This window comes from Pseudomonas sp. JL2 (assembly GCF_031570495.1).
In the GTDB taxonomy this organism is placed as follows: Bacteria; Pseudomonadota; Gammaproteobacteria; order Pseudomonadales; family Pseudomonadaceae; genus Aquipseudomonas; species Aquipseudomonas rhizophila.
In genome coordinates this window covers 82766-107278 of record NZ_JAKUDH010000004.1, presented here as the reverse complement: position 1 = coordinate 107278, position 24513 = coordinate 82766, and the positions used below count along the sequence as shown (strand labels likewise).

The 24513-nt window shown below is 59.8% G+C and carries 20 protein-coding genes and 1 pseudogene; 8 read left to right on the top strand and 13 right to left on the bottom strand.

The genetic code is table 11. The annotated features are described in order from the left end of the window. Positions 1–205 precede the first annotated feature (205 nt). Positions 206–1051: an SDR family oxidoreductase gene (locus MKS85_RS07795; protein WP_014338790.1), complete on the top strand. Its 846-nt coding sequence runs from the start codon at positions 206–208 to the stop codon at positions 1049–1051. A 44-nt stretch (positions 1052–1095) separates the two neighbouring features. On the opposite strand, the gene MKS85_RS07790 is transcribed toward MKS85_RS07795, so the two are convergent. Together MKS85_RS07790 and MKS85_RS07785 are read right to left on the bottom strand one after the other, a co-directional pair. Continuing rightward, the gene (locus tag MKS85_RS07790; protein ID WP_014338789.1) at positions 1096–2133 is read right to left on the bottom strand and encodes an amidohydrolase family protein; all 1038 of its coding nucleotides are present in this window, start codon (positions 2131–2133) and stop codon (positions 1096–1098) included. Between the two features lie 165 nt (positions 2134–2298). Continuing rightward, positions 2299–3210 carry a LysR family transcriptional regulator gene (locus MKS85_RS07785; protein ID WP_034114514.1) on the bottom strand — a complete coding sequence of 304 codons (912 nt, stop codon included), beginning with the start codon at positions 3208–3210 and terminating at the stop codon, positions 2299–2301. Positions 3211–3351: 141 nt separating this feature from the next. On the opposite strand from MKS85_RS07785, the gene MKS85_RS07780 reads away from it, so the two are divergent. Continuing rightward, the gene (locus MKS85_RS07780) at positions 3352–4257 is read left to right on the top strand and encodes an AraC family transcriptional regulator (RefSeq protein ID WP_310662801.1); all 906 of its coding nucleotides are present in this window, start codon (positions 3352–3354) and stop codon (positions 4255–4257) included. 40 nt (positions 4258–4297) lie between these two features. On the opposite strand, the gene MKS85_RS07775 is transcribed toward MKS85_RS07780, so the two are convergent. The 8 genes from MKS85_RS07775 to MKS85_RS07740 all read right to left on the bottom strand — a co-directional run bounded on the left by MKS85_RS07775 (position 4298) and on the right by MKS85_RS07740 (position 13317). Then, positions 4298–5224: a zinc-binding dehydrogenase gene (locus MKS85_RS07775; protein ID WP_047882653.1), complete on the bottom strand. Its 927-nt coding sequence runs from the start codon at positions 5222–5224 to the stop codon at positions 4298–4300. Positions 5225–5317: 93 nt separating this feature from the next. Then, a complete protein-coding gene (locus tag MKS85_RS07770; RefSeq protein ID WP_014338785.1) occupies positions 5318–6565 on the bottom strand; it encodes an MFS transporter in 1248 nt (415 codons plus the stop codon). 10 nt (positions 6566–6575) lie between these two features. Further along, on the bottom strand, positions 6576–7397 hold the full coding sequence (locus MKS85_RS07765) for an SDR family oxidoreductase (protein WP_034114521.1): 822 nt from the start codon (positions 7395–7397) through the stop codon (positions 6576–6578). Positions 7398–7456: 59 nt separating this feature from the next. Then, a complete protein-coding gene (locus MKS85_RS07760; RefSeq protein ID WP_014338783.1) occupies positions 7457–8821 on the bottom strand; it encodes a phosphotransferase family protein in 1365 nt (454 codons plus the stop codon). Between the two features lie 38 nt (positions 8822–8859). After that, complete coding sequence (locus tag MKS85_RS07755) at positions 8860–9309, bottom strand: nuclear transport factor 2 family protein (RefSeq protein ID WP_014338782.1); 450 nt, start codon at positions 9307–9309, stop codon at positions 8860–8862. 33 nt (positions 9310–9342) lie between these two features. After that, on the bottom strand, positions 9343–10161 hold the full coding sequence (locus MKS85_RS07750; protein WP_014338781.1) for an SDR family NAD(P)-dependent oxidoreductase: 819 nt from the start codon (positions 10159–10161) through the stop codon (positions 9343–9345). A 65-nt stretch (positions 10162–10226) separates the two neighbouring features. Next, the gene (locus MKS85_RS07745) at positions 10227–11579 is read right to left on the bottom strand and encodes a DUF1329 domain-containing protein (RefSeq protein WP_014338780.1); all 1353 of its coding nucleotides are present in this window, start codon (positions 11577–11579) and stop codon (positions 10227–10229) included. Positions 11580–11646: 67 nt separating this feature from the next. Continuing rightward, positions 11647–13317: a DUF1302 domain-containing protein gene (locus MKS85_RS07740; RefSeq protein ID WP_014338779.1), complete on the bottom strand. Its 1671-nt coding sequence runs from the start codon at positions 13315–13317 to the stop codon at positions 11647–11649. Between the two features lie 373 nt (positions 13318–13690). Between MKS85_RS07740 and MKS85_RS07735 the strand changes: the two genes are divergently transcribed. From MKS85_RS07735 to MKS85_RS07725, 3 genes are all read left to right on the top strand, one after another. Further along, complete coding sequence (locus tag MKS85_RS07735; RefSeq protein WP_047882652.1) at positions 13691–17254, top strand: indolepyruvate ferredoxin oxidoreductase family protein; 3564 nt, start codon at positions 13691–13693, stop codon at positions 17252–17254. A 100-nt stretch (positions 17255–17354) separates the two neighbouring features. Continuing rightward, entirely contained in the window at positions 17355–17912 is a 558-nt protein-coding gene (gene folE / locus MKS85_RS07730) for a GTP cyclohydrolase I FolE (protein WP_014338777.1), read from the top strand. Between the two features lie 64 nt (positions 17913–17976). After that, positions 17977–18435, top strand: a complete 459-nt coding sequence (locus MKS85_RS07725) for a MarR family winged helix-turn-helix transcriptional regulator (protein ID WP_039588814.1) — start codon at positions 17977–17979, stop codon at positions 18433–18435. A gap of 52 nt (positions 18436–18487) precedes the next feature. Here MKS85_RS07725 and MKS85_RS28935 read toward each other — a convergent pair whose 3' ends face one another. The 3 genes and pseudogenes from MKS85_RS28935 to MKS85_RS07715 form a co-directional block, all read right to left on the bottom strand. Further along, positions 18488–19213 (bottom strand): methyl-accepting chemotaxis protein, encoded by a 726-nt coding sequence (locus MKS85_RS28935; protein ID WP_404940916.1) that lies wholly within the window; start codon positions 19211–19213, stop codon positions 18488–18490. Positions 19214–19351: 138 nt separating this feature from the next. Continuing rightward, positions 19352–19549: pseudogene (locus tag MKS85_RS28930) on the bottom strand (HAMP domain-containing protein); the annotation flags it as partial. Between the two features lie 780 nt (positions 19550–20329). Beyond that, positions 20330–21346 (bottom strand): AraC family transcriptional regulator, encoded by a 1017-nt coding sequence (locus MKS85_RS07715; RefSeq protein WP_014338774.1) that lies wholly within the window; start codon positions 21344–21346, stop codon positions 20330–20332. 127 nt (positions 21347–21473) lie between these two features. On the opposite strand from MKS85_RS07715, the gene MKS85_RS07710 reads away from it, so the two are divergent. Genes MKS85_RS07710 through MKS85_RS07700 form a run of 3 tightly spaced genes read left to right on the top strand, consistent with a single transcriptional unit; the run spans position 21474 to position 24190 of the window. Continuing rightward, a complete protein-coding gene (locus MKS85_RS07710; RefSeq protein ID WP_014338773.1) occupies positions 21474–22658 on the top strand; it encodes an acetyl-CoA C-acyltransferase family protein in 1185 nt (394 codons plus the stop codon). A gap of 13 nt (positions 22659–22671) precedes the next feature. After that, on the top strand, positions 22672–23523 hold the full coding sequence (locus MKS85_RS07705; RefSeq protein ID WP_014338772.1) for a 3-hydroxybutyryl-CoA dehydrogenase: 852 nt from the start codon (positions 22672–22674) through the stop codon (positions 23521–23523). Next, a complete protein-coding gene (locus MKS85_RS07700; protein ID WP_080569988.1) occupies positions 23510–24190 on the top strand; it encodes a TetR/AcrR family transcriptional regulator in 681 nt (226 codons plus the stop codon). The genes MKS85_RS07705 and MKS85_RS07700 overlap by 14 nt, the downstream gene beginning before the upstream one ends. The last annotated feature ends 323 nt before the right edge of the window (positions 24191–24513 follow it).

Below are 24513 nucleotides of genomic sequence, written 5' to 3'. Positions count from 1 at the left end.
TTATCGATCGACTTCCTTGGGATACCGATTTCAGCCACAGGCGATGCCAGGAATAATACTGCACACAAAATCTATAAACGTTCAAATAGTCTTTGACGCTTTTCCTCTTTCAGCTTTCAATAGCTCCGGAAAACCCAGTGAATTTGGGATGTTCCCCAGCAAAAAACGGCCATCGCAGCGGCAGATAAAAACAAGAGGAGCCACCATGAACATTGATTTGAGTGCCAAACGCGTGATCATCACGGGCGCTTCGCGGGGCATTGGCCTGGCCATTGCCCGGGCTTTCGCGGCCGAAGGCGCACGGGTAGCGATTTGTGCCCGCAGCGAGACTGCCGTCCACGAAGCCGCAAAGGAGCTCTCGCAACACGCCCAAGCGGTCATTGCCCGGGCTGTCGACGTGACCGACAGCGAGGGGGTCAAAGCATTCGTGGCTGAAGTTGCACAGGCCTGGGGCGGTGTCGATGTGCTGGTGAACAACGCCGGTCAAGGGCGTGGCGGCAATCTAGAGACCCTGACGCCGGAAGCCATCCTCGAACATGCCAACATTCTGCAGATGGGGCATTTCCGGTTCGTTCAGGCCGTGGTGCCGTTCATGCGTGAACAGCGCTGGGGGCGGATCATTGAGATCAATGCCCTGGCCGGCGCGATTCCGACGCCCGACGGAATTCCCTCGGTGATCAACCGCGCCTCGTGCATCGCCCTCTCCCGCTCCTTGGGCATGTCCCTGCCCAAGGACAATATCCTGGTCAACAGCCTGAACATGGGCTGGATCGATACCGGTCAGTGGGATCGCCACTACAAGGAAATGGGCCCGGGCGTCAGTCGCGAGGAATTCGATGCCATGGTGATGAAAGTCGTACCGCTCGGGCGTTACGGCAAACCTGAAGACGTGGCCGGCATGGCGCTGTTCCTGGCCAGTGAATATGCCAGCTTCATCAGCGCCGCCTCGATCGACATTGCCGGTGGCATGGGCGGACAGATTGCCTACTTCCCAACCCTCAAGCGCGATTTTGCCGCTGCCATCGCGGCGCGTAACGCTGCCAGCGAATAACACAGGCATGGCCGCCTGGCGGCCATGCCTGGCAGGCTATTCCATCACGGCGTCAATATCCGGTCAGTGCTGGCCGGCACCGTCAGCTTGAGCAGTTCAATCGCGTTACCACTGCGAATCCGCTCGCGGTCCTCAGTGGATAAGCCGATGCCTTCGGTCAGATCGCCATGGTCGTAGGCACCGCCGAAGTTGGTGCCGTACAACAGACGCTGCGCGCCCACCACTTCGGCGACACCACGACGCAAGCCCGGAGCATGAACGTCGAGATCGAAGTAAAAGTTCGGCAGGTAATCCATCAATGGCCGCTGGTTGCGCGAGTCCGGCGCCATGGCCCGGTTCAGTTCGCTCAGGCGCCCCAACTGGAACACCGCCATACCGCCGGCATGGGTGATGTAGGTTTTCAGGGTCGGAAACACATCCAGCGCGCCGCCGCAGATCAGGTACCAGAAAAACAGTGTTTCATCGACACAGTCGCCCACGATCGACGTCGTTTCGAATTTGTCTTGCGTATGTTTCTCGCCCCAATAGATCGACTGGTTGAAGCCGTGCACCATAATCGGCACATCCAGCTGGGTCAGCTTTTCCCAGACAGGAAACAAGCGCTCATCGTGAGCCTCCAAACCATTGAAATTAGCCCCACCCACGCAGACACCCTTGGCGCCTAGCTGAGTCACGGCGCGCTCGATCTCCTTGGCCGCGTTTTGCGGGTCCGCCAGGTTGGCATGGCACCAGAAATCGAAATGGTCGGGGTCGGCCCGGCAAAACGCGGATAATTCATCGTTGCAGATGCTTGCGTACTCATTGGCGAAGTCCCCCGCCCAGTACATGAAGCAGTGGGACGGCGTGGACATCACCAGTTTGTCGACACCCCGCTCGTCCATCAGCTTTCGACGGCTGGCGTGGGTCATGCGCGCCAGGAGATTGGCCTGCGCTTCGGCATCCGTAGCCGCTTTGGCCGGTTGTTTGGTACCGAGGGAAAAATGCCCCACGGTCAGCCCCTGGACCTTCATGAACGGCCCCCAGAACTCATGGCGGTTCAACATGCCCTCGGTCAGCAAGTGGGCGTGGACATCAATCAGCATGGCGTTCTCCTTATTGTAATGAGCCAGCAGACCGAACGCCCCATTGGCAGGGGCTCCGGATCGATTTGAGGGTATAAATGCATCGCCAACTATATAGACACATTTTAATTAAGTGTTCATTTAATTATTGAGTGAACGACTAGAACAGCCACCTGCCGGTAGCGGCTACGAGGCGCAGGCCATGATCAGGAACTGCCGGAACGCCTGGGCCGGCGCCGACAACCGGTTATCCGGCAGCCAGATCAGCCCCAGTTCCATGGGTGGAATCACATCCACCAGCGGCCGGATCTCAATTTTCTTGCCTTCCAGTGACCAGGCCCGGTAGAGCATGTCCGAGAGAATGGTCACACCGAAGCCATGCGCCACCAACCCGCGCAACGCCTCCATGGAAGAGGTGCGAAAAGCTACCTTGGGGGCCAGCCCACGGGATTCCCAATAGCGCAAGGTCGACGCCTCTCCCTCATCCACCGTGGGGAGGATATAGGCATGCCCGGCGACGTCCTCGAGATTGATCGAGGTGGCAGCCATCAACGGGTGCTGGCTGGCCAACCAGAGTTGGCGGCGGGAACGGACCAGCACATGGTGAGCAAATCCGTCGAGGTTCGGTGTGTTGGAGACGATCGTCAGGCCGAGATCGAGGTCGCCATTGCCCAGGGCCTCCTCAATGCTCTGGCGGTTCATATCGATCAGGTCGATCTCGACCTGAGGGTAGCTACGCTTGAAGCGTGCCAGCAGCGCAGGCAGAAAGTAACCCAGCACCGTGTAGGAGGCGCCGATGCGCACGGTCCCCTGCATGGTGTGGCCGAGAAACAGCGGTTCACTGAGGGCATCCTGCAAGGTGTCGAGGATGTGCCGCGCATGCTGGGCAAACTTGTTGCCCTCAGCGGTCAGTGTCACGCCATGAGGTAAACGGTCGAACAGGCTGACGCCCATGGACTGCTCCAGGTGCAGCACCGCCGCAGTAATCGCCGACTGCGAGACATGCGCCTTGAGCGCCGCTTGGGAAAACTGGCCCGCGTCGGCGGCGGCAACGAAATAGCGCAGTTGACGCATGGAAATATCTTTGCCTTTCGTCATCGGATTTTCTGATACCTGTCACCTGAATATGTGAAACAGCTCGGCTCACGCGCTGGGTACACTCAAAGCCGGGTAACTCCCTGACGTATCGTTATCTTTCGAATTTCAGCGCCAATAATAAAAATGGCTGAAGGTTGAACCATGAACGCGATCCACTACAGCGAGTACGACTGCGAAGCGTCGGGTAATTTCCTGACTGAAGCTTCATTGGCCAGACAAGGCTTCGACATCCGGGTTGAACACGCGCAGTGGTCCAACACGGGCACCGCCTTGATCGAAACCGGCGACAGTTGCCTGTTACGCCTGATGCTGCCGACCAGTGCCCAGACCAAGCCTAACTTCGGCAGTTTCCCCAGCCACGGCGCGCATCGATTCCACCCCCTGGGTAATCTATTATTCATTCCCCGCGGCACCGAATTTCACCTGCGTCACGCGGCCAGCGAGCAAAAAGCGCTGGTCTGCCTGTTCGATCCCTCCTCCCTCGGCGTCCTGGGCAGCTATCGCTGGAATTGGCAAGACGGCGTCAGCGAAGCCATGCTCAACCTGCAAAGCGGTTACCTGCACGCCTCCCTGCAGCGTCTGGCCGAAGAGGTGGCCCACCCCGGTTTTGCCAGCGAACTGCAAACCGAGTGCCTGCTCACCAGCATCGCCCTGGACCTGCGTCGCGAGTTCATCGACGCGGACGACGATGCCGTCCACTCCTCGCACAGCGCGGAAAAATTCAGCCCTCGTCAACTCAACATTCTGCGCGAGCTGCTCGACAGCGCCAGCGATGAGGGCCGCTCCCTCGGCCACCTGGCGCAGGCCTGCCAACTGCCGCTGCGAACGCTGTCCAGTCGCTGCAAAAACACCACCGGCATGACCTTGCGTCAGTACGCCGCGCAAAGTCGCCTGCAAAAAGCCGTGGCGCTATTGGCCGACTCACGACTGCTGATCAAACAGGTTGCCTATCAGGCCGGCTTCAACAATGCCGCCGCCTTCAGTGCCGCATTCCGTAAAGAACTCGGTGTCACACCCGAGGAGTTTCGCCACCAGCGCCAGCGCTGACAGGCGCCCTGACAAGGACGCCCTTTTCGCGCTCATGGCTTCAGCGATGAATCTTGGCGGTGATTTTGGCGTGTGGCCCATTGACCTGCGCGGCCCAGGCTTCAGCCGCCTGGTCGAGGGTGTAATCAAGGTAATCCACCTGGATCTGCTGCTCTTTGGCGATCTTCAGCAGTCGGAGCCAGATCTGCTCACGGTCTGCGGGCGGGCGTTGCCCCGTGCCAATGCACGACAAGTTGCGAAACAACAGATCGGCAATATCCAGATTGAGCTGGCGACCGGCTCCCGTGCCAATGGTCATGATCCGCGCCCCCCAATTGGTGGCTTTCAGGGAGGTCAACATGGGTTGACCGCACACGAGGTCAAGCACCACATCAAATCCGCCATCGGCCGCATCCTTCAGTGCAGCCACATCATCGCTGCCACCCAGCGTCACCACAGCGTCGGCCAGGCCCCGCGACTTCAAACGGCCCAGCGCTTCGCCCGACCGTGCAGCACCGACCACTTTGCCAGCCCCCATGCCACGCGCCAATTGCAGGGCAATCTGGCCGAGGGTGCCGGTGGCGCCCAGTATCAGGACCTTTTCACCTTTCTGGATCGCGGCTTTTTCCAGCGGCACGATGGCACCGGTAGCGGCGATGCCCATGCTGATCGCGGTTTTATCGTCGACGTCGTCCGGCACATTCCATACCTCGGCTTGCGGCACCAGGGTGCGCTCTGCCCAGGCACCAAACGGCAACACCGAGCGCTCGCCGAAATACACCCGGCGACCATCCGGTGCCCGGCCCACGCCTTCGCCGCGAATGACACAGGGGTATTCAACCCCGAGTCGGTACGCGCCGAGGACATCCCAGCCGCCCAGGCCGGCGGTATCGACATCGATCAGGACTGCGCCGTCTTGCGATTGCGGCTCACGAAACTCACCGACGGCTGGCGGTGCATTGCGCTCGGAAATGATTGCGGCACGCATGGCATTCTCCTTGTCTGTTTTATTGTCAGGCTGCACCCGAGCAATAATTGAACATTTTTCTATTATCTGTCCATATTTACTTAAGCGCCGCGTTTAACTGCTCGTCAATGGCTCGACCTGATAACGCGGGTACCCACCCAGCGTCAGGAGTAGCAAGGGCCCGACGACAAAGCAGATGGAACTCAACAGCAGCATGGCCGAGTAGCCACCGGTGAGCTTGAACAACCCCGCGAACAGTAACGGTGAAATCGCGGCACCGGCGGTAATCAGGCCCAGGTGGGCACCAAACAAGCGGCCGTAGTCACGCATACCGAAATAGCGGGCGATCAGGAATGCCGCGATATCGAACTCGGCACCCGCCCCCACGCCCACCAGCAACGTGGCGAGGATGTACAGCGCAATACTGGAATCCCCATAGGCGAAAATGCCGCAGGCAAATGCCGGCATCAGCAGCGCCAAAGAGGCGACGCCGGGCGCCCACAACCGGTCAATCAGGTAGCCCACCAGCAGCCGGCCAAGAATCAGCGACACGCCAAAACTGCTGAAAACCTGGCTGGCCTGCAAGGCGCTCAGGCCTCTGTCCTGCAGCAACGGCACGATATTGGTGACCATGCCCACCACGCAGGAAACCACCAAGGTCATCGACAGGTTGCAAACCCAGAACCGCCATGAACGCAGCGCCTCCCGCAGTAACAGCCCTCCAGCTTGTCCGTTGGCGGCTGGGAGTTGTGTGGTGTTGTGGCTGACATTGGCCGTCGGTAATAACCACCGCAGTGCCAAGGGCAACGCCAGCAGCACCGGCAATACGCCCAGCGCCAGGAAACCGGCCTGCCAATTCCAGCGGCCGATCGCCCAGGCGGTAACCAGCGGCAGCATGATGGCGGCCAGCCCGGAGCCGCTGAGGATGATCGCCAGCGCCAGGCCACGGTTTTCCTCGAACCACAAGTTGACCAGGTGCGACCAGGTCACCTGCAATGTACCCAGCCCGGCTAGCGGCACCAGGAAAAACCCCAGGTAGAGGGTCCAGATCGAACCGTTGATACAGGTCAGGGTGAAGACACTCAGGGACAGCGCCAGCAGCGACAGCAACGTGACCCGGCGCAGGCCATATCGCAAGTTCAGCCAGCCCGCCAACTGCGACGCGACAATGGTGCCCAGCGACAGCGCGGTGATCGCTGCCTGCAACTCTGCCCTGCCCCAGCCCATGGCCTGTTCCAGAGGAATGACCATGGAACTGAAGCTGTACAGCAGCAACGAACTGGAACTGGTCGCGACGCCGATCAGGGCCAGGATCAGCACTTGCCACCCGCGTTTGAATTCTGCGTTATCAAAACCTTTCATGGGGGTGACCTCAGTCGTTGCCGATAAACACAGCCGCTTGCGCGCTCTTGCCCAGCACATGGGCACGACGTGCCGCACCGGGTGTATCCGCGCCCTGGGCGAGGATGTCTTCGGGATGGATCAGCGTCGGGCCATTGCCCAGTTCCTCAAGCGCCAGGAGCGCCAGGTCTTCAGCCTGGGGCAAGGTCATGGTCAGAGCGTCGGGAATGTTCAACTTGACCATGGCATCACGCATGGTCGGTGTGTCGACGGTGCCGATGAGCAGGTTGAGCACATCCACGCCACGGTCTTTCCACTCGGCCCATAACGACTCGCCGAGATTCAATGCGAACCCCTTGGTGGCGGCGTACATCGCCAGTTTGCGAATACCGCCCAATGCAGCCTGGGAACCCACCAGCAGCAATCCGCCCTGTCCGCGCGCCAGCATGGCGGCACCAAAGGCATGGCTGCATTGCATCACGGTCGAGCAATTGAGGCGCAGCAAGGCGCCCCAGTCCTCAACCGAGGTGTCGAGGAAGCGTGTGATGTAAGGGTCACCGCCAGCGTTGTAAATGAACAGACCGACTTGCCGTTCACCCACAGCCGCCATCAATTGCTCGCAGGCATTCGGATGAGCAAGGTCTTGGGTCACCACCAGCACATCGATGGCGTACCGTTGCTCCAATTCGCTTTTCAATTGCGCCAGCGCGTTACCACGGCGCGCCACCAGCACGCAGTTGAGGCCACGCTCGGCCAGTGAACGGGCGAACGCGGCGCCCAAGCCATGGGAGGCGCCGGCAATCACGGCCCATGGGCCATACCGATGCGCGAAGGCATTATTAGGAACAGGCATAGGGACTCCCAAAACGAGGGTCCGGTGACCGATCACCGGACGAGGAAGGTTTCAGCGCGTCAGATGACAGGCGGCAGGTCGATGTGGCTGGCGGAGGCGCCAATGGCGGTGCTGCCATAGACCAGGACGCGGCGCTCGATTTGCGCCATGAACAGGCGCAGCAAGGGCTCGTCGTATTCGGGCCCGGCGCTTTTGACAAAGGCCTCCAGCGCTGCATCGATCTCGTTGTAGCCACTGAAGGTGCGGTCCAGCAGGTCTTGCGCTTCTTGTTGTTCCAGCTCGCGCAAGTGCAACTCCATGGCATCACCACGACCCAGGTATTCCACCAATTTGCTCACTGCGCGCAGTTTAGTCTTCTGGAAGTCACTGCTCACTTCCACCTGTGCCAGGGCATCGGCGAGCATGGTCAGCAACGCTGCATTCGGGCCACTGCTGACAATGTCCAGTGTCGGCGTTTGCAGAGCGACCCCCATGGCTTCGGCCAGCGCATGCACCACCACCCGGCGCAGGGCGAGGTCAAACTCGGCGTAGGTGTCATGGGGGTCACCCGGTTGTGGCGTAGCCACCGACGCCGAGAACTGCATCGTGCTGACGGTGGCAAACAGGGCGGTGTGATAACGCACGACATCGGGGTCCGCCGGTTCACCGGTCACTTGCTGGTAGTAGCGATACAGGGCCGCGAAACTGTCCCCGAGCGGCTCATAATTGTCGCGCATGCGCGCCGAAGCCAGGTCGGCCAGGGGATCGCCGATCATGGCGAATTCAAAATCATAGAGGCCAAGCACCTGACCGTTCTCGAACAGGAATTGCCCCGAGTCATACTGAACGAAAGCAGGCCGGGTGCGGTGCCGTGGCACGTTGCGGCGCAGCCAACCGAGGGCGAATTCGGCCAGCGGTTGCGGCTTGGTTTTATTACGCGCGTACAGCGGGTAATAGGCCTCCAGGCCTGCCAAGGTCATGTCCTCGGCACCTGTTGGGAGGTCAATACCCTGCTCGACAAAGGGTTGCAGCGGCAATTGATGCATGCGTGCCATGGCGTCGACCCACTGGCGTGCGACCCCATGGCGTTCGGCATCGCTCTGCGCGGTGCTGACATCACGACTCCCCGGCACCCACTGCATCACGATGGCCTGCGGATCTTCGCAGAAACCGTAGATACGCGGTACCGGCACGCCTTGCTGATCGAGCACAGTGAGAATATCCGCTTCCCGGCGTAGCTCCGGAAATGGACTGACATCCCCCCCGCGCTCGCCACGAATGTGCAGTTGAAGGGTTTCGCCCTCGCGTTGCAGTTCAAGGTTCCAGGCCGGGCGCCAGCGCGGCAGGCGTTGCATGGCAGTGACTTTCCCACCCAGCAGCCCTTCGACAAAGGTACGCAGCTTTTCTTCGAGCGGATCACAGGTCGCATTTATTGTTGTTGACATACAAGGTCCTCATCAGGCGCTGATGACCAGCGCCGTTTTCAATGGGTGTCGGTCACTCCAGCGCCAGGCCCGCCCACCTGTTCCAGCGGCACGCCTTTTTTCCTGGCAAGGTCGGCGGTGTCCAGGTACTCGCGCCAGGCACAGATGAGCCCGTTTTCATCCAGCTCATACACCGCCACCATCGAGTGCGGCATGGGGATGCCATTGCTGACGCAGTAATCGTCGCGCTCGGTCATCACCACGCGCTCGGAAGAGACAATGTGGCGCGTGGTGCAGCGGTTATGCGTGACATAACTCATCTGCCGCTCGATCTCGCGACGCAACGCAGCATGCCCGCGGATCACCGGGCCACCCGGCACCCACAGTTGCCAGACGGCGTTGTCGGCGAAGGTGGCCATGATGCGGTCGATATCGGGGCGGCTGCCGTCGCTGCCATCGCCCCAGGCGGCCAGCATGTCGAGGATGAAGCGTTCCTGTTCGAGTGCCATGAAACGGGCTCCAGTGCAGTGAATGGATCGGCATCAGACCGAGGCTTTGGGCAGCAGGAAATTACGCACCACCGGCACCATCGGCGTGCCGCAGCTCATGCCGCCGTCCACGCGCATCAGCGTGCCGTTGACATAGGCCGCGTCGTCGCTGGCGAGGAAAGCAGCCATGGCGGCGATATCTTCCGGCTCGCCCAGTTGCGGTACGTTTTGCAGATCGAGAAAGGCGGCCTTCATGGCCTCGTTGGCCCAGCTTTCCATGGCAGGCGTGCGAATCACCCCCGGTAAAATGCCATTGCAACGAATGCCGCGCTTACCGAAGGTGGCGGCAATGCTTTGCACGTACCAGTTGAGCGCGGCCTTGGAGGCGCCGTAGCTGAACTGGGATATCTCACCGGCAATCGAGCTGGTGGACGAGGTGAACAAAATCGAGCCACTGCCCTGGGCGAGCATGTGCGGCAAGGCGTATTTGCACGCCAGCACACCGCCCAGCACGTTGACACGCATGCAGTTGTGGAACAGCTCGGTGTTGAAGTTGATGAAGTCGATATCGCGCGTGGTGGCCGGGTTTCGGTACACGGCGTTGTTGAACAGCACGTCGATCCAACCGAAGGTCTGGACGGTCTGCTCAATCATCTGCCGCAAGGCGTCTTCATCACCGACGTCCACCTGCAAGGCCAGGGCGTTGGCACCGATTTCCGCTGCCACGGCCTGCGCCGATTCAGCGTAAAGATCGGTGACCACCACCGTGGCGCCTTCCCTGGCAAAACGCAGTGCCGAGGCACGGCCAATGCCGCTGCCTGCGCCGGTGATCACACAGATTTTGCCGGCTAGACGTTTCAGGATCTCGCTCATAAAGGAATCTCGGGACGGATAAAAAAAATCGGCGCCCGTGGCGAACGCCGAAAAGGAGCATGACGTCAGCGGGTCTGCCCCCCGGCGATGGTCTGCGGGTTGGCTTCACGCTCAGCCACCGGTGCCTTTCGGTAGCGCGTCGGGCCATTGCCGAACATGCCGTATTGGTCACGGGTGAAGTCGTACAGCGAGTAGGAATCCTGTTGCGGATTGTTGGGAATGCCGTAGGCCTCGATGTTGTACTGAGAGCCGGTGCGGAACAGCGCACCGCTGTCGTCCCAGGCGTCGTAGACCGCAGCGCCGTAGGTGTCCTCGTCGATGTAGTAGCGACGTTTCTTTTGCGCGTGGCGCACCCCGTCCTTGCGGGTCGCTTCCACCACCCAGACGCGGTGCAGCTCCCAACGCTCACAAGCGGGGTTGATGTGTTTGGGCATGAGCTTCTTGTCCATGTCGCAACCCCATTTCAGCGTGTAGTTGCTGTAGGGAATGAACATTTCCTTCTTGCCCACCAGCTTCCAGTCGAAGCGGTCCATCTTCCCGGAGAACAGGAAGATTTCGTCGTAGAACGCCACCCCGCCGAACGCCGAGTTGGGGGTGTCGTAATTGAACTCCGGGGCCTTGCGCACACGGCGCTGGCCGGTGCTGTAGCTCCAGGCGTATCGGGCGTCGGCGACCGGGTCGAGGTAATCCCAATACCCGGATGCCTGCCCGGCGGTGCGAGCCGGCGCGACAATGCGCGACCAGATACGCTGGGCGATTTTCGGATCGCGCCCTGGCACCTCCAATTGGTAGAAAGGTTTTTCGCCGGTGGACTGGTTGGTGTTGGTCAGCGTCGCATGGCCTTCGTTGACCACGTAGGCACTGTGGTTCCAGTCCCAGCCATTCACGCCCTGGTAGTTGAGGATGTAATTCCACATCAACTCCCGACCGTCACGCGGCAACGGGAATGGCAGGCCGCCACGGCAGCCTTCGCTGATCGACAGACCGTCGTTTTCGGTTTTGCATTCCTTGCGGCTGGCGTTGCGCTGGGTGGCGGCCAGAAAGTCAGCCGGAAAGGCCGCCGTCCGGTGCGTGGGGTACACCTCGAGATAATAGGTGTCGGGGTTCTGCTTGAGCAGTTGCAATTGCCCGGCCGCCAATTGGTCGGCGTACTGATCGGCGTTGGCCGCCGTGATGCGCAAGCGTGGTTTTTCATTGGCGAACGGGTTGGGCCAGTTCCCATCGCCGGGCACCAGGCCTGCAGGCACTTTCAAACCACCGTCGTACGCCGGGATCGTGCCCGCGGCGTTGCCCGCGACTATCGCGCCAAACGGCGTGAGCTTGCCGCCCAGGTCGGCCGGGGTGAAGCTGTCATCGGCCAACGCCGAACCCGCCAACGCGATGACCACCAGGCCTATCGCATGAAAATCAACCATCATGACATTCTCCGATCAGAGGGGGGTGATCACCGAACCCGGCGATCACTGCATTGCATTCAGAGGCTGTTCAGAACGCGGTGCTGAGGGTCAAGGACACCCAGTTACGGTCGGTCAGACCAACATCGCCGGAACCGCCAACCACCGTTTTGCCGACACCGGCGACGTCCGCGTAGTGGCGCTCACTGCCGTAGCCGATGTACGACAGGGTCACGTCAACGCGCTCGTCGTAAGTGCCCTTGATGCCAGCCTTCCAGGTGTATTTCCCTTCGTTGCCACCGCCCGTTGCGGCATTGCCGTTGACGCCGTAATCCACACTCATGGGCGTGGAAATATTCCAGCCGGGGAACACCCCAAGCCATTGCGGCGCAAAGCTGACGGCGAGGCCGACATAGTTCTTGGTGGCGCAGCCGTAGTGCTTGTCCTGGCCCGCCGGGCAGCCGCCATAGCCTTCGCCCTTGAACAGTTCTTCATGCTGGGTCACCCGTGCCACATGGCTGAAAGCCATTTCGGCAATCAGGCTGCCGGTGTCGAAATAATCGGTGCGCGGCAGCAACCACAAGCCGTTGACCACCATGTGCCACGTATCACCCCGGGCACCTTGGTTGTCGACGGTGCTGATATTGCTGGAGACCAGCGAGGTGTTCTGGCGATACGACAGGTCTACTCCCAGGGAGCCACCACCCAGTACCGGGCCAGCGGAATAACCCAGGCCATAGAGCTTGACGTTCTCGGCGTACACATACCGGGCGAAGGTGGGCGCCACCTGCAGGCCCCACGGGTTGTAATCGTCGAACTGGCGATAGAACAGGCTGACCTCCGAGTGCAGGAAGTCGAAGCTGTAAGTGCCCATCACCCCCCAGTTGCCCCGGTCCTTGGGCTTGACCGGATCGATCAACGGCCGTGATACACCACTGAACAGCGGCAAGCGGTCCGGCCCCTCCAGGGCGACGTCGGCAGACGCCAGATAAGTGCCGCCTTCCGGTGCCCGAGTGGTGTCCCATTCGAAGAAATACTGCGCCGCCACCGATAACTTGTCGGTGACCTGTGCCTGGGTGGAAAGCTGCGTCAATGGCAGGAAAATTTCGCGAGTCTCGGTACCGGGGTTGCTCACGGCCTTGCGCCCATCCAGCGGTGCTTGCGAATAGGAGACCGCATGCCCGGCAATCAGCAGGCCATTGCCCCAGTACACGGTGTGTCGACCGGCACGTACGCTGACCGGAATGTCACCGAGTTCGAAGCGGGTAAAGGCGAAGGCGTCCAGCAACTCACCGCTGGGGCCGCGGTGGTAGCGCTTGGTAAAGCCCGAGTAATGGCCGTTGGTGTAGCTCGACGTGCTGGTACCGGGAAACGCGCCGGGGTAGTAGACATTGCCAGGGCTGGTTTCGACATCGGTGTCCGCATATGCCTGGTCGTACCAGGCGGCGCCGCTGATGCGAAAGCCGTTGTACTGCTTGTAAGCCACCTCCATTTCACTCATCCAATCGATGCGATTGGTCACCACATCGCCTCGATCGAACTTGGAATCGGACTCGTCGTAGCTGGCATTGTTGGCCAACGCGGAGTCGCGTCCCTCGGCCCGTATCCCGAGGTTGTAACGTACGGTGTTGTCCCAGCGCGCGGTCAGGTCGGGATTGCCGGTATCAAACTCGGCAGCCTGACCAGGGCTGACGATGAAGGCACACCCGGTCACGCTGAACCAGACGGCCAGGCTTAACGGCTTTAACTTTGCATCGATCATCAACACTCCCCCTACATTCTTGTTGTTATTGGCAGCCGAGGCGTTGGGCCGTTTGGGCCGCGCGATAAGCGCCGGCCCGACGGCATTCGGTATGGCCTGAAGTAGACGGGAGGGGGAGGTTCGGGCACAACGGTTGGGAGCATTGCTCAAATGCATTTTGGTATTGATCAAATGCTCAGGCCCACGGAGGGCGTGCAACACGCAAGCTGTGTCAGCAAGGACCGCTGGACGACTGAGCGGTATTTGAATAACCAATACCGACCCGTCGTTTTTGTGATTTTACGATGACAGAAGCACTCCCTAGACTCCGGCCAATAACTAGGCAACGCCGCTCTCCTGGCGCCGCCATGACAATAAAGCCTGGAGGATGAACATGAGTGCGCCCCCGTCCCTGGATGACAAATACGTCCAGCACAGTGGAAACGTTTTGCTCAGCGGGATTCAGGCGCTGGTGCGCCTGCCGCTGATGCAGCGCCAACGCGACCTGGCCAATGGCCTGAACACCGCCGGGTTTATTTCCGGGTATCGGGGCTCGCCGCTGGGTGGTTTCGACCAGGCATTGTGGAAGGCGCGCGACTATCTCAAGGCGCACCACACAGTGTTCCATCCAGGCATGAACGAAGACCTCGCCGCCACCTCGATCTGGGGTACGCAGCAGGTCAACCTCTTCGAAGGCGCCACCTACGATGGCGTGTTTGGCATGTGGTACGGCAAGGGTCCGGGCGTCGACCGCTGCGGCGATGTGTTCCGTCACGCCAACGCCGCCGGCACCTCGCCGTTCGGCGGTGTACTGGCCATTGCCGGTGATGACCATGGCGCGCGTTCCTCCTCGCTGCCTCACCAGACCGAGCACATCTTCAAAGCAGTCATGATGCCGGTACTGGCACCATCGGGCGTGCAGGAATACCTCGACTACGGCATGCACGGCTGGGCCATGTCACGTTATTCCGGGTGCTGGGTTGCGCTCAAGGCAGTGGCCGATACCGTGGAGAGCGCGGCCATTGTCGATATCGACATTCATCGCGTGCAGCCGATCATTCCCGATATCCCGCTGCCCGAAGGCGGCTTGAATATTCGCTGGCCAGACCCGCCCCTGGCGCAGGAACAACGCCTGCTGGAACACAAGCTGTATGCCGCCCTCGCCTACGCCCGCGCCAATCGCCTCGACCGGATCGTGATGGACTCGCCGAAGGCGCGGATCGGTATCATCACGTCCGGCAAATCCTACCTCGACGTGTGCCAGGCACTGAAAATCCTCGGTATCGATGAAGCCCTGGCGCAGCAGATCGGCTTGCGCGTGTACAAGGTCGGCATGGTCTGGCCGCTGGAGGCTGAAGGCGTGCGGCAGTTCGCCGAGGGCCTGGAAGAAATCGTGGTGGTCGAAGAAAAACGCCACATGATCGAATACCAGTTGAAGGAAGAACTCTACAACTGGCGCGAAGATGTCCGCCCGCGCATCGTCGGCAAGTTTGACGACAAAGGTGAATGGAGCCTGCCGCACACCGATTGGTTGCTGCCCGCCATCAACGACCTGACCCCGGCGATGATCGCCCGTGCGCTGGCCAAGCGTATGTTGCGGGTACATCAAAGTGGCCCGCTGCAAGTGCGCCTGGCCGTGCTGGATGCGCAGCTGGCCAGCAAAGGCCAGTTCAGCAACCTGATGGACCGCGTCCCCCATTACTGCTCCGGTTGCCCGCACAACACCTCGACCAAAGTGCCCCAGGGCAGCCGGGCACTGGCCGGCATCGGTTGCCATTACATGGCCGCTTGGATCTACCCCCAGACCCAGACTTTCAGCCAGATGGGTGGCGAAGGCGTGGCGTGGATCGGCCAGGCGCCCTTCACCACCACCCAACATGTTTTCGCCAATCTGGGTGACGGTACCTATTTCCACTCCGGCATTCTCGCGATCCGGGCTGCCGTCGCGGCAAATGTGCAGATCACCTACAAGATTCTCTACAACGATGCCGTAGCCATGACCGGTGGGCAACCGGTGGACGGCAGCCTCAGCGTGGCGCAGATCAGCCGACAGCTCGCCGCCGAAGGCGTACAGCGCGTGGTGGTGGTCAGCGACGATGTCGAGAAATACCAGCATATCCATGATCTGGCTGATGGCGTGCCGGTGCTGCGTCGCGACAAGATGGACGAGGTGCAGGAACAGCTGCGTCAATTCCAGGGTGTGTCTGCAATCATTTATGACCAGACCTGCGCCGCGGAAAAACGTCGGCGTCGCAAGCGCGGCAAGTTCCCCGATCCGGCCCGCCGGGTAGTGATCAACGAAGCGGTGTGTGAAGGCTGCGGTGATTGCAGCAGCAAATCCAACTGCATGTCGGTGGTGACAGTGGAAACCGAGTACGGCCACAAGCGGGAAATCGACCAGTCCTCGTGCAACAAAGACTTCACCTGCCTCAACGGCTTCTGCCCGAGTTTCGTCACGGTCGAAGGTGGCGCTTTGCGCAAACCCAAGGCGCTGGCGGCTACGGCGGATGACGTCTGGGAACTGCCAACCCCTGCGACCGTTACCCTGGATGAGCCCTACAGCATTCTGGTGACCGGCGTAGGAGGCACCGGCGTGGTGACCATCGGCGCACTGCTGGGAATGGCAGCGTTTATCGAAGGTAAAGGCACACTCAACCTGGACATGGCGGGCATGGCGCAAAAAGGCGGCGCGGTGTGGTCGCATATCCGCATCGCCGCGCATCAGGATCAGTTGTTCGCGCCCCGGATTGCCGAAGGTGAAGCAGCGCTGCTGCTGGGCTGCGACCTGGTGGTCAGCGCCAACACCGAAACCCTGTCCAAGCTGCGCCAGGGCGTTACCCATGCGTTGATCAACAGTGAAGAAAGTATTACCAGCGCCTTTGTGCGCACCTTTGCCCAACAGGCCGAAAGCGGCGATTTGCAGAAACACCCGGACCCGACATTCCAGACCCAAAGCATGTCGGCACAAATCGCCGAAGCGGTTGGCCAGGCCCAGGCCGACTTCGTCGACGCGAGCAAAATCGCCACGGCATTGATGGGCGATTCGATTGCCACCAATACCTTCATGCTCGGCTATGCCTACCAGAAAGGCTGGTTGCCCGTGGGCGAAGCGGCGCTGCTACAGGCCATCGAATTGAATGGCACTGCGGTCCCCTTCAACCTTTCAGCCTTTACATGGGGCCGGCGCAGTGCCGAAGATTTGCCACGGGTCTTGCGCAAGCTGGAAGCCGGCAACGTGCAGAACGCAGATCGCCGGCTGTCGCAAAGCCTGGAGGAAACGCTGGAACGCCGCGTGGCATTTCTCACGGCGTACCAGAACAAGGCGTATGCCCAACGTTACCGACAACGGGTCGAGCAAGTCATGGCAGCGGAAACGGCACTGCTCGGGCAGCCGGGCAAGCTGTCGGCAAGCGTCGCCCGTTACTACTTCAAAGTGCTGGCGATCAAGGATGAATACGAAGTGGCACGTCTGTTTACCGATGGTCAATTCCTGGAAAAAATCCAGGCGGGCTTCGAGGGCGACTACCGCCTGCGCTTCCACCTGGCGCCACCGCTGCTCAATGATAACGGTACCGGTCGTGAGCCGAAAAAGCGCAGCTTCGGCCCGTGGATGCTGCAAGGCTTCAAGCTGCTGGCCAAGCTCAGGTTCCTGCGCAACACCTGGCTCGATCCATTCGGTCGCACCCACGAGCGCAAGGTGGAACGTAACTGGCTGGCCAACTATGAAAGCATCCTCGACGAAGTGTTGAGTGATTTGACTGCGGACAAGCTGGGCCTGGCTCAGGATCTGGCGCAGTTGCCAGACAGCGTCCGCGGTTATGGTCCGGTTAAAGAACGCTTCCTCGCCCACGCCCGAGAGCGCCAGGCACTTTTGCTTGAGCAGTGGCGCAACGGCACGGGGGCAGCGTTTCACGATGCCAGTCGAACCACAGGAAAAATCACCGTCACCCAACTTTAAGTTCGACACCCCGGCGCTGCGGCGTCGGGGTGTACGTTTTTTTGCCACGTGGCAGGGTATGACGTTCTCTTCTTTTTCAACCTGACAACAAGGTCGACTAATGGACGAAAAGCTGGCGAAAAACTACCGGGAAATACTCCAAGGCGTGGGCGAGGATCCGCAGCGAGAAGGCTTGCTGAATACGCCAGAACGCGCGGCCAAGGCCATGCATTACCTCTGCCATGGCTATCGGCAAACGCTCGAAGAGATCGTCAACGGTGCACTGTTCGAGTCGGACAACGATGAGATGGTCATCGTCCGGAATATCGAACTTTACTCGCTGTGTGAACATCACATGCTGCCGTTTATTGGTAAGGCGCATGTTGCTTACATGCCGACGGGCAAAGTGCTTGGTCTGTCAAAGGTGGCGCGTATTGTCGATATGTTTGCCCGCCGCCTGCAAATTCAGGAAAACCTCACCCGTCAAATTGCCGAAGCTATTGCCCAGATCACCCGTGCCGCCGGCGTGGCGGTGGTAATCGAGGCGAAACACATGTGCATGATGATGCGCGGCGTTGAAAAGCAGAACTCTGTAATGAGCACTTCGGTAATGCTCGGTACTTTTCGCGAGTCGTACAACACGCGCCAGGAGTTCTTGCAGTTGATCCGCAGCCGCTAGGCGATGCACCTGATTCGCCCAGGCATGGCGGCATTCAGTTCAAACATTGACTTGAGGTGCCCTAATGACAACTGAATCTACCCTCAGCTTTGTTCTCCATGACGTTGCCCGTTTGATGCGAAAACGTTTCGAGCGATTGACTCGTGCAGCCGGCCTAACGCGCGCTCAATGGCAAGTTCTATCCAAACTGTCCATGCATGAGGGCATTTACCAAAAAGGTCTGGCCGATCTGCTGGAAGTCGAGCCTGTCACTCTGGTACGCCTGCTGGACAAAATGCAGGCGCGCGGTTTGATTGAGCGTCGCAACCACCCCACTGACCGTCGTTTTTTCTTGTTGTTCCTAACCCCGAGTGCCCACCCGCTGCTGCAGTTCATGCGCTCCATTGGCGAGCAGACGCGACTGGAGGCCATGGCAGACTTCTCCCCTCAGGAGTATGACCAATTGCAGCAGTACCTAGAGCGTATGCGTGAACATTTGCTGACGGCTTGCAGCCTGCCCCCGGACGAAGCCACAGCAGGCTAGGTGCAACGGGAATCCACCAAGCACCCATCCGTAGGCGCCCTGGATCGGTCGGTCATATTTCAAAGCGAAAACGTCCTACCGCCAGATTCAGCTCATCGGACAGCTCCCGCAAAGAAACCACGGCTCCGGAGACTTGATGAGTGATCGCATCGCCCTCGCCGGCCATGCGCGCGATGTGCTCGACGTTCGCAGTGATGCCCCGCCCACCCTCGCTCTGCACACTCGCCGCGTCCGCAATCTGGTCCACCCCGCGCGTGGAATCACCGACCAGTTCCGCTGCCTGTTGTAGCGTACTTTCCAACTCAGTCAACAATCGGCCGCTATCATCCAACGCCACCGTGCCGGCGCGCAGGGCTTCGTCGACAACCTCAGACTGACTCTCCAGCTTCACGGTCAGTTCGTTGATCGAATTAGCGGCCGTCGCAGAGCGTTGTGCCAAGTTGCGCACCTCGTCGGCCACCACACTGAAACCGCGTCCGCTCTCTCCTGCCCGCGCCGCCTCGATCGCCGCATTGAGGGCCAACATACTGGTCTGTGCGGAAAGATCCTTGACCTGAGCGATGCTCGTAGTGATCGCCGTCGTGCTCTCGACGAAGTCGCCCACCGAGCCGCGGATCGCTGAGAACGCAAGGCGCACGCTGTCGATCTTCTGAAGCAGTCGTGCCAGTGCCAGGTGTCCATCTTGCGCACCACGCAAACTGGCTTCGGCACAACTGCGCAGGCTCTCTGCATGACGGGAGATTGCTGCAATCCCGTCGCTCATCTGCTCGATGGTCATCGAAACCGCACCCACCGCACCGGCCTGTGCGGTAGAGCTTTCGGCCACCCGAGCAGAGGTTTCCACAAGTTCCTCCGCCGACGCGCCAACCGATGCCGCAACGCCGGCTACCTTGCGCATGGCCTGCTGGAAGCTATCAATGAGCTCGTTGAATGCCTGGGCGGTATGGGCAACCTCATCTCGCCCCATGACCCGCACACGTCGGGTCAGGTCGCCGTCGCGCAAGTCGATCGACGCCTGCTCGATTTCCCGGATGGGCCGGATGATCTGTGAACGCAATAACAGACTGACCACCACAGCCAGTATGCTGGCGACCAGCAATACCACGACCAGCATCTGCGATACCTGTCGTTGCGTGGCACCGGCCTCGGCAAAGGCGCCAGAGGTCAGCTCCGCCTGCAGCCCCAGAAGGCGGCTGAATTGGCCTTGTAGCCCATTGTTATCGGCGCGCGCCCTTCCGAGCAGCGAAGCAGCCTGTATCTGATCGCTCAGGGCGGTGCGCTTGAAATCGGCAAGGCCCTCGCCAACGACCGCGGCCTGTTCCTGCACGGCCTGGTAGAGGGCTTTCTCCTCGTCACCCAGGCGCGTCTCACGGGCTACCTTGTCCAGCCCCACGCGCATATCGTCGACACTGGCCTGCATGTCTTCCAGATAGGACTCAAGGTCTTCAGCAGAAGCTTGCCCGTTGGATTCGAGAATTCGCGCGCCTGCCGCATAAGCGCCGACCATCGCCGCCTGCGAGGCGGCCGAGGTTTCCAATACCTGGCGATACTGCTGAAAGCGCAACTGGTCTATTTCCTCAATCACCGCTTGCTGCTTGGCAAGCCCCCGGTAGGCCAGACCGGAGACAACCAGGAGAGCGAGCATGAATAACCCGGGCAACACGAGGAGTTTGCCGCCGATAGAAAGGCCTTTGAGAAGTGACATGATGGGTACCGTTTTTGTTTTTATAGGGACATGACTGGGCAGGCAACTCTCCCGCCTAATTCTTTATACAGTATTTAATTCTTCTTTCAGAATAAAAATAACTATTTGCCCCCCATCAATGACCGGTTCCAGCGAGCGCGCACGCGCATCGACGCCTCATCACCTCACATGCCGGCCAAGGCGCATGGCTCATTCAGAACGAACCCGAAACCGCGCCCGATATCGCCCCGGACTCTCCCCCGTCCACTTCTTGAACGCCCGATGAAACGCACTCGACTCCTGAAATCCCAACTGCTCGGCAATCTCGCTGATGTTCGCCTTGCTCTGGCGCAACCATTCAAACGCCAGCGCGCGCCGCACTTCATCTTTGATTTCCTGATACGAACAACCTTCACGTCCTAACTTCCGGCGAAACGTGCTGGGACTCAGGTGCTGCTCCAGGGCGAAGGCCTGCAAGGTCGGCCATTCGCTGTAATGGCTGTGGCGCAGGCGTTGATGAACCTGCGACGCCAGCCCATGTTGGTTGCGAAAGCGGATCACCAGCCATTGCGGTGCGGTGCGCAAAAAAACTTTCAGCGAGGCAAGGTCTTGGACTACGGGCAAGCGCAGGTAATGACTGGCGAACTCGATTTCGGTGCGCTCGGCACCAAAGGTCAAGTTGGCTCCCCAAAGCAACGCATCATCACGCAACGACAAGCGCTGATGACGAAAGTCTGCCCGATCGATAGGAATGCGTCGCCCGCCCAGCCAGCACAGCAGACTGATCATCAACACCAGGAACGTTTCTTCTCCCAACCGGCTGACCTCACTGTCCTGCGAACCGCTCTGCAAGCTGATCACCGCACGTTTGCCACGCACAGTTAGCGTGCCGCGATAATCACCTAGGAACAGGGCAAAATTGGCCAGGCACTGACGCATGGCTTTCTCCAACGTCGGCTCCTGAATCAATGCCCTACATATCAAGGCAAAACTGCCCGGCGGCATGCCATGGGCGTCCAATTGAAAAAACTCGTCGTTCAGCTCACGAATCTGCACCAGCCACAACGCGGCGAAGGCCTTGGCCGGTACCCGTGCTGTCGGTTGACCCAGCAATGCCGGATCGATGCCCACCTGTTCCAGTATTGAACGCAGACGCTGCGGTTTCTCACGCAGCGCATGGATCATGGGGAACATGAAGTAAGCCGCCACCGAATCCGTTTCCCGCATTTGAATGCCTCTCTCACATCTGAATATGGCAAAAAACGCCATCACCCTTGAACAGTTCTGGCATAGGCCAGTGGCGCTGCTGATTCTAAACTCGTGTCCAACATAAAAGACCTGCTTAGAGGGCAACATGAAGCATTCCGATATTTTTGTCGTGAGCGCCGTCCGTTCTGCCATTGGCAGCTTTGGCGGCTCGCTCAAGGACGTGCCGCCTATTGACTTGGCAACCGAGGTTTCCCGCGCCGCTATCGAACGGTCAGGCCTGGCGCCCGAACACATCGGCCATGCGGTGATGGGACATGTGATCCCGACCGAGGCACGTGATGCCTACATCTCTCGGGCTGTCGCAATGAATGCCGGCCTGACGAAAGAAACCCCCGCCTTCAACGTCAACCGCCTTTGCGGTTCGGGTCTCCAGGCCATTGTCAGTGCCGCGCAAAGCTTGATGCTCGGAGACGCGGGTGCTGCGCTGGCCGGTGGCGTCGAGTCCATGAGCCGGGGGGCGTATTTGTTGCCGCAGGCGCGCTGGGGGGCACGAATGGGCAACGTGCTGGCCATCGACTATATGCTTGGGGTATTACAGGACCCATTTGCCGGTTTCCATATGGGTATCACTGCTGAAAATATCGCCGAGCACTATGGCATCACGCGTCAGACCCAGGATGAACTGGCGCTTCTGAGCCAGCAGCGGGCTGCCCGGGCGATTGCCGAAGGGCGTTTTTCCGGGCAAATCGTGCCGATCGAAGTCGCGACCCGCAAAGGGCCTGTTTCGTTTGCGACGGATGAGCACGTACGGGCCGAGGTCGACGCCGAGCAATTGAGTCGCATGAAGCCGGCCTTCAAGAAGGATGGCAGCGTCACCGCTGGCAACGCGTCTGGCCTCAATGATGGTGCCGGCGCACTGATCCTGGCCACGGGCCAGACTGTTCACGAACAAGGCCTCAAGCCCCTGGCGCGACTGGTAGGTTATGCCCACGCCGGCGTTGAACCTTCGATGATGGGGTTGGGACCGATTCCCGCCACCCGCCTGGTGCTCGAACGTGCCGGCCTGAGCGTCGCCGACCTCGATGTAATCGAGGCCAACGAAGCCTTTGCCGCCCAGGCCTGTGCCGTAGCGCAAGAACTGGGCTTCGATCCGCAGAAGGTCAACCCCAACGGGTCGGGCATCTCGCTGGGCCATCCTGTGGGCGCCACTGGCGCGATCATTGCCACCAAAGCCATTCACGAACTGCATCGCTGTCAAGGCCGTTATGCCCTGGCGACCATGTGTATTGGCGGCGGCCAAGGCATCGCCGTGTTGTTCGAACGGGTTTGATAAGGAAATACGCATGACTCTTCAGAATATAGGCGTCATCGGCGCCGGCACCATGGGCAATGGCATCGCGCAGGTCTGCGCCCTGGCTGGTTTCAATGTGACCTTGATTGACATATCCGAGGGTGCCTTGCAAAAGGCAGTCGCAACCGTCAATAAAAACCTTGATCGACAGGTTTCCAAAAACACCCTGACACATGAGCAAAAGCTCGCGGCTCTCGACAGGATACGCACCAGTACTGAATACCACAGCCTGCAAAACGCGCAACTGGTGATCGAGGCCGCCACCGAAAACCTCGACCTGAAACTGCGCGTGCTACAACAAATCGCCGCGCAGGTCAGCGCCGAATGTGTAATCGCCTCCAATACCTCATCGCTGTCCATTACCCAATTAGCTGCCAGTGTGAGCCGGCCTGAACGCTTCATCGGCCTGCACTTTTTTAACCCAGTGCCGGTAATGGGCCTGATCGAAGTGATACGCGGTCTGCAAACCAGCGATGCTACCCGTGCCCTGGCGCTGGAAATGGCATCCACGCTCGGCAAGACCGCGATCACCGCTGCCAACCGTCCGGGTTTCGTGGTCAACCGGATCCTGGTGCCAATGATCAATGAAGCAATCCTGGTGCTTCAGGAAGGCTTGGCCAGCGCCGAAGATATCGACGTGGGCATGCGCCTGGGCTGCAACCAGCCAATCGGCCCGCTGGCGCTGGCGGACCTGATCGGCCTGGATACCCTACTCGCTATCCTTGAAGCGTTCTACGATGGTTTCAACGACAGCAAATACCGCCCCGCGCCACTGCTCAAGGAGATGGTTGCCGCCGGTTACCTGGGACGCAAAACAGGGCGTGGCTTCCATGCCTATGCCTGAGCGTTGCTCGCGCTTCGCCGAGTATCGGGACAAGGTGCTGGAGCTTTTTGCCAGCAAAGGGTTCGGTCAGGTCGGCATGCGAGAGCTTGCCACGTGCCTGGGGCTGTCCCCAGGCTCGCTGTATCACCACTACCCCAGCAAACAACACTTGCTGCTCGACCTGATCGAAGAATTTTACGAAGAGCTGCTGGCAACCCTGGCGCGCATCAAGCAAACGGCTACGACAAAACGCGACAGGCTCAAGCCATTGATCCGCGCCCACCAGGATCTACATCGGGAGATGCCTTGGCATTTTCGCCTGGTGGAGCGTGACAGCGGTTGTTTGAATGAAGAACAGCAAGAACGGGTCCGACAACTTCGCGAACAGTACGAACGCCAACTGCTAATGATGCTCGGTGTCCGCTCCCGACTCAGTGAACAGGGCCGAGCCGTCGGTCATGCCATTGCCACGCTGCTTAACAGCGCGCCCGGTTGGCTGACGCACTATTCGCTGGAGGAACGAGAGCACGATAGTCTGATAGAAAACCTGGTGAGTGGCGCCATCGAGAGGTCGCTGGCATCTGGCAATAAGCCTGGCCTTGGTTTCAAAAAACACCCCCAGGAAACTCATACCCCCGCCGCAGTCCAGAAAACTTATTCGGAGCTCCACTGCAGGAAGACATCGTAGCAGAGGGCAGTTGTTGGGAGCAGGCGCGGCTCCTGTGAACACTGCCCTAGTCTGCACTCGTTTCAAAAACTCCCCTCGATACTAGCAGGCGCAGATCCCCGATGCCCCCTCTCCCAAACATGTGAATCAATTGATCGGCGTAACGAACCGATATTTGAATCCGAACGGCTCGCGCCGCGGAAACGCCTAGCGAAACACTTTTGCTACTTACAGTGGGGTGGTTATGCCCGCAAATCTGCTAAAAGAACAACCGAACGTTGCGTACCGAGCTATGGGTGAAGACTATATTCATCGAACGTATGTAGCTCAACGCTGCAAGAAAG

Coding starts and splice junctions, on each gene's coding strand:
- MKS85_RS07795 (WP_014338790.1), top strand. CDS start 206: ATGAACATTGATTTGAGTGCCAAACGCGTGATCATCACGGGCGCTTCG.
- MKS85_RS07790 (WP_014338789.1), bottom strand. CDS start 2,133: ATGCTGATTGATGTCCACGCCCACTTGCTGACCGAGGGCATGTTGAAC.
- MKS85_RS07785 (WP_034114514.1), bottom strand. CDS start 3,210: ATGACGAAAGGCAAAGATATTTCCATGCGTCAACTGCGCTATTTCGTT.
- MKS85_RS07780 (WP_310662801.1), top strand. CDS start 3,352: ATGAACGCGATCCACTACAGCGAGTACGACTGCGAAGCGTCGGGTAAT.
- MKS85_RS07775 (WP_047882653.1), bottom strand. CDS start 5,224: ATGCGTGCCGCAATCATTTCCGAGCGCAATGCACCGCCAGCCGTCGGT.
- MKS85_RS07770 (WP_014338785.1), bottom strand. CDS start 6,565: ATGAAAGGTTTTGATAACGCAGAATTCAAACGCGGGTGGCAAGTGCTG.
- MKS85_RS07765 (WP_034114521.1), bottom strand. CDS start 7,397: ATGCCTGTTCCTAATAATGCCTTCGCGCATCGGTATGGCCCATGGGCC.
- MKS85_RS07760 (WP_014338783.1), bottom strand. CDS start 8,821: ATGTCAACAACAATAAATGCGACCTGTGATCCGCTCGAAGAAAAGCTG.
- MKS85_RS07755 (WP_014338782.1), bottom strand. CDS start 9,309: ATGGCACTCGAACAGGAACGCTTCATCCTCGACATGCTGGCCGCCTGG.
- MKS85_RS07750 (WP_014338781.1), bottom strand. CDS start 10,161: ATGAGCGAGATCCTGAAACGTCTAGCCGGCAAAATCTGTGTGATCACC.
- MKS85_RS07745 (WP_014338780.1), bottom strand. CDS start 11,579: ATGATGGTTGATTTTCATGCGATAGGCCTGGTGGTCATCGCGTTGGCG.
- MKS85_RS07740 (WP_014338779.1), bottom strand. CDS start 13,317: ATGATCGATGCAAAGTTAAAGCCGTTAAGCCTGGCCGTCTGGTTCAGC.
- MKS85_RS07735 (WP_047882652.1), top strand. CDS start 13,691: ATGAGTGCGCCCCCGTCCCTGGATGACAAATACGTCCAGCACAGTGGA.
- folE (WP_014338777.1), top strand. CDS start 17,355: ATGGACGAAAAGCTGGCGAAAAACTACCGGGAAATACTCCAAGGCGTG.
- MKS85_RS07725 (WP_039588814.1), top strand. CDS start 17,977: ATGACAACTGAATCTACCCTCAGCTTTGTTCTCCATGACGTTGCCCGT.
- MKS85_RS28935 (WP_404940916.1), bottom strand. CDS start 19,213: ATGACCATCGAGCAGATGAGCGACGGGATTGCAGCAATCTCCCGTCAT.
- MKS85_RS07715 (WP_014338774.1), bottom strand. CDS start 21,346: ATGCGGGAAACGGATTCGGTGGCGGCTTACTTCATGTTCCCCATGATC.
- MKS85_RS07710 (WP_014338773.1), top strand. CDS start 21,474: ATGAAGCATTCCGATATTTTTGTCGTGAGCGCCGTCCGTTCTGCCATT.
- MKS85_RS07705 (WP_014338772.1), top strand. CDS start 22,672: ATGACTCTTCAGAATATAGGCGTCATCGGCGCCGGCACCATGGGCAAT.
- MKS85_RS07700 (WP_080569988.1), top strand. CDS start 23,510: ATGCCTATGCCTGAGCGTTGCTCGCGCTTCGCCGAGTATCGGGACAAG.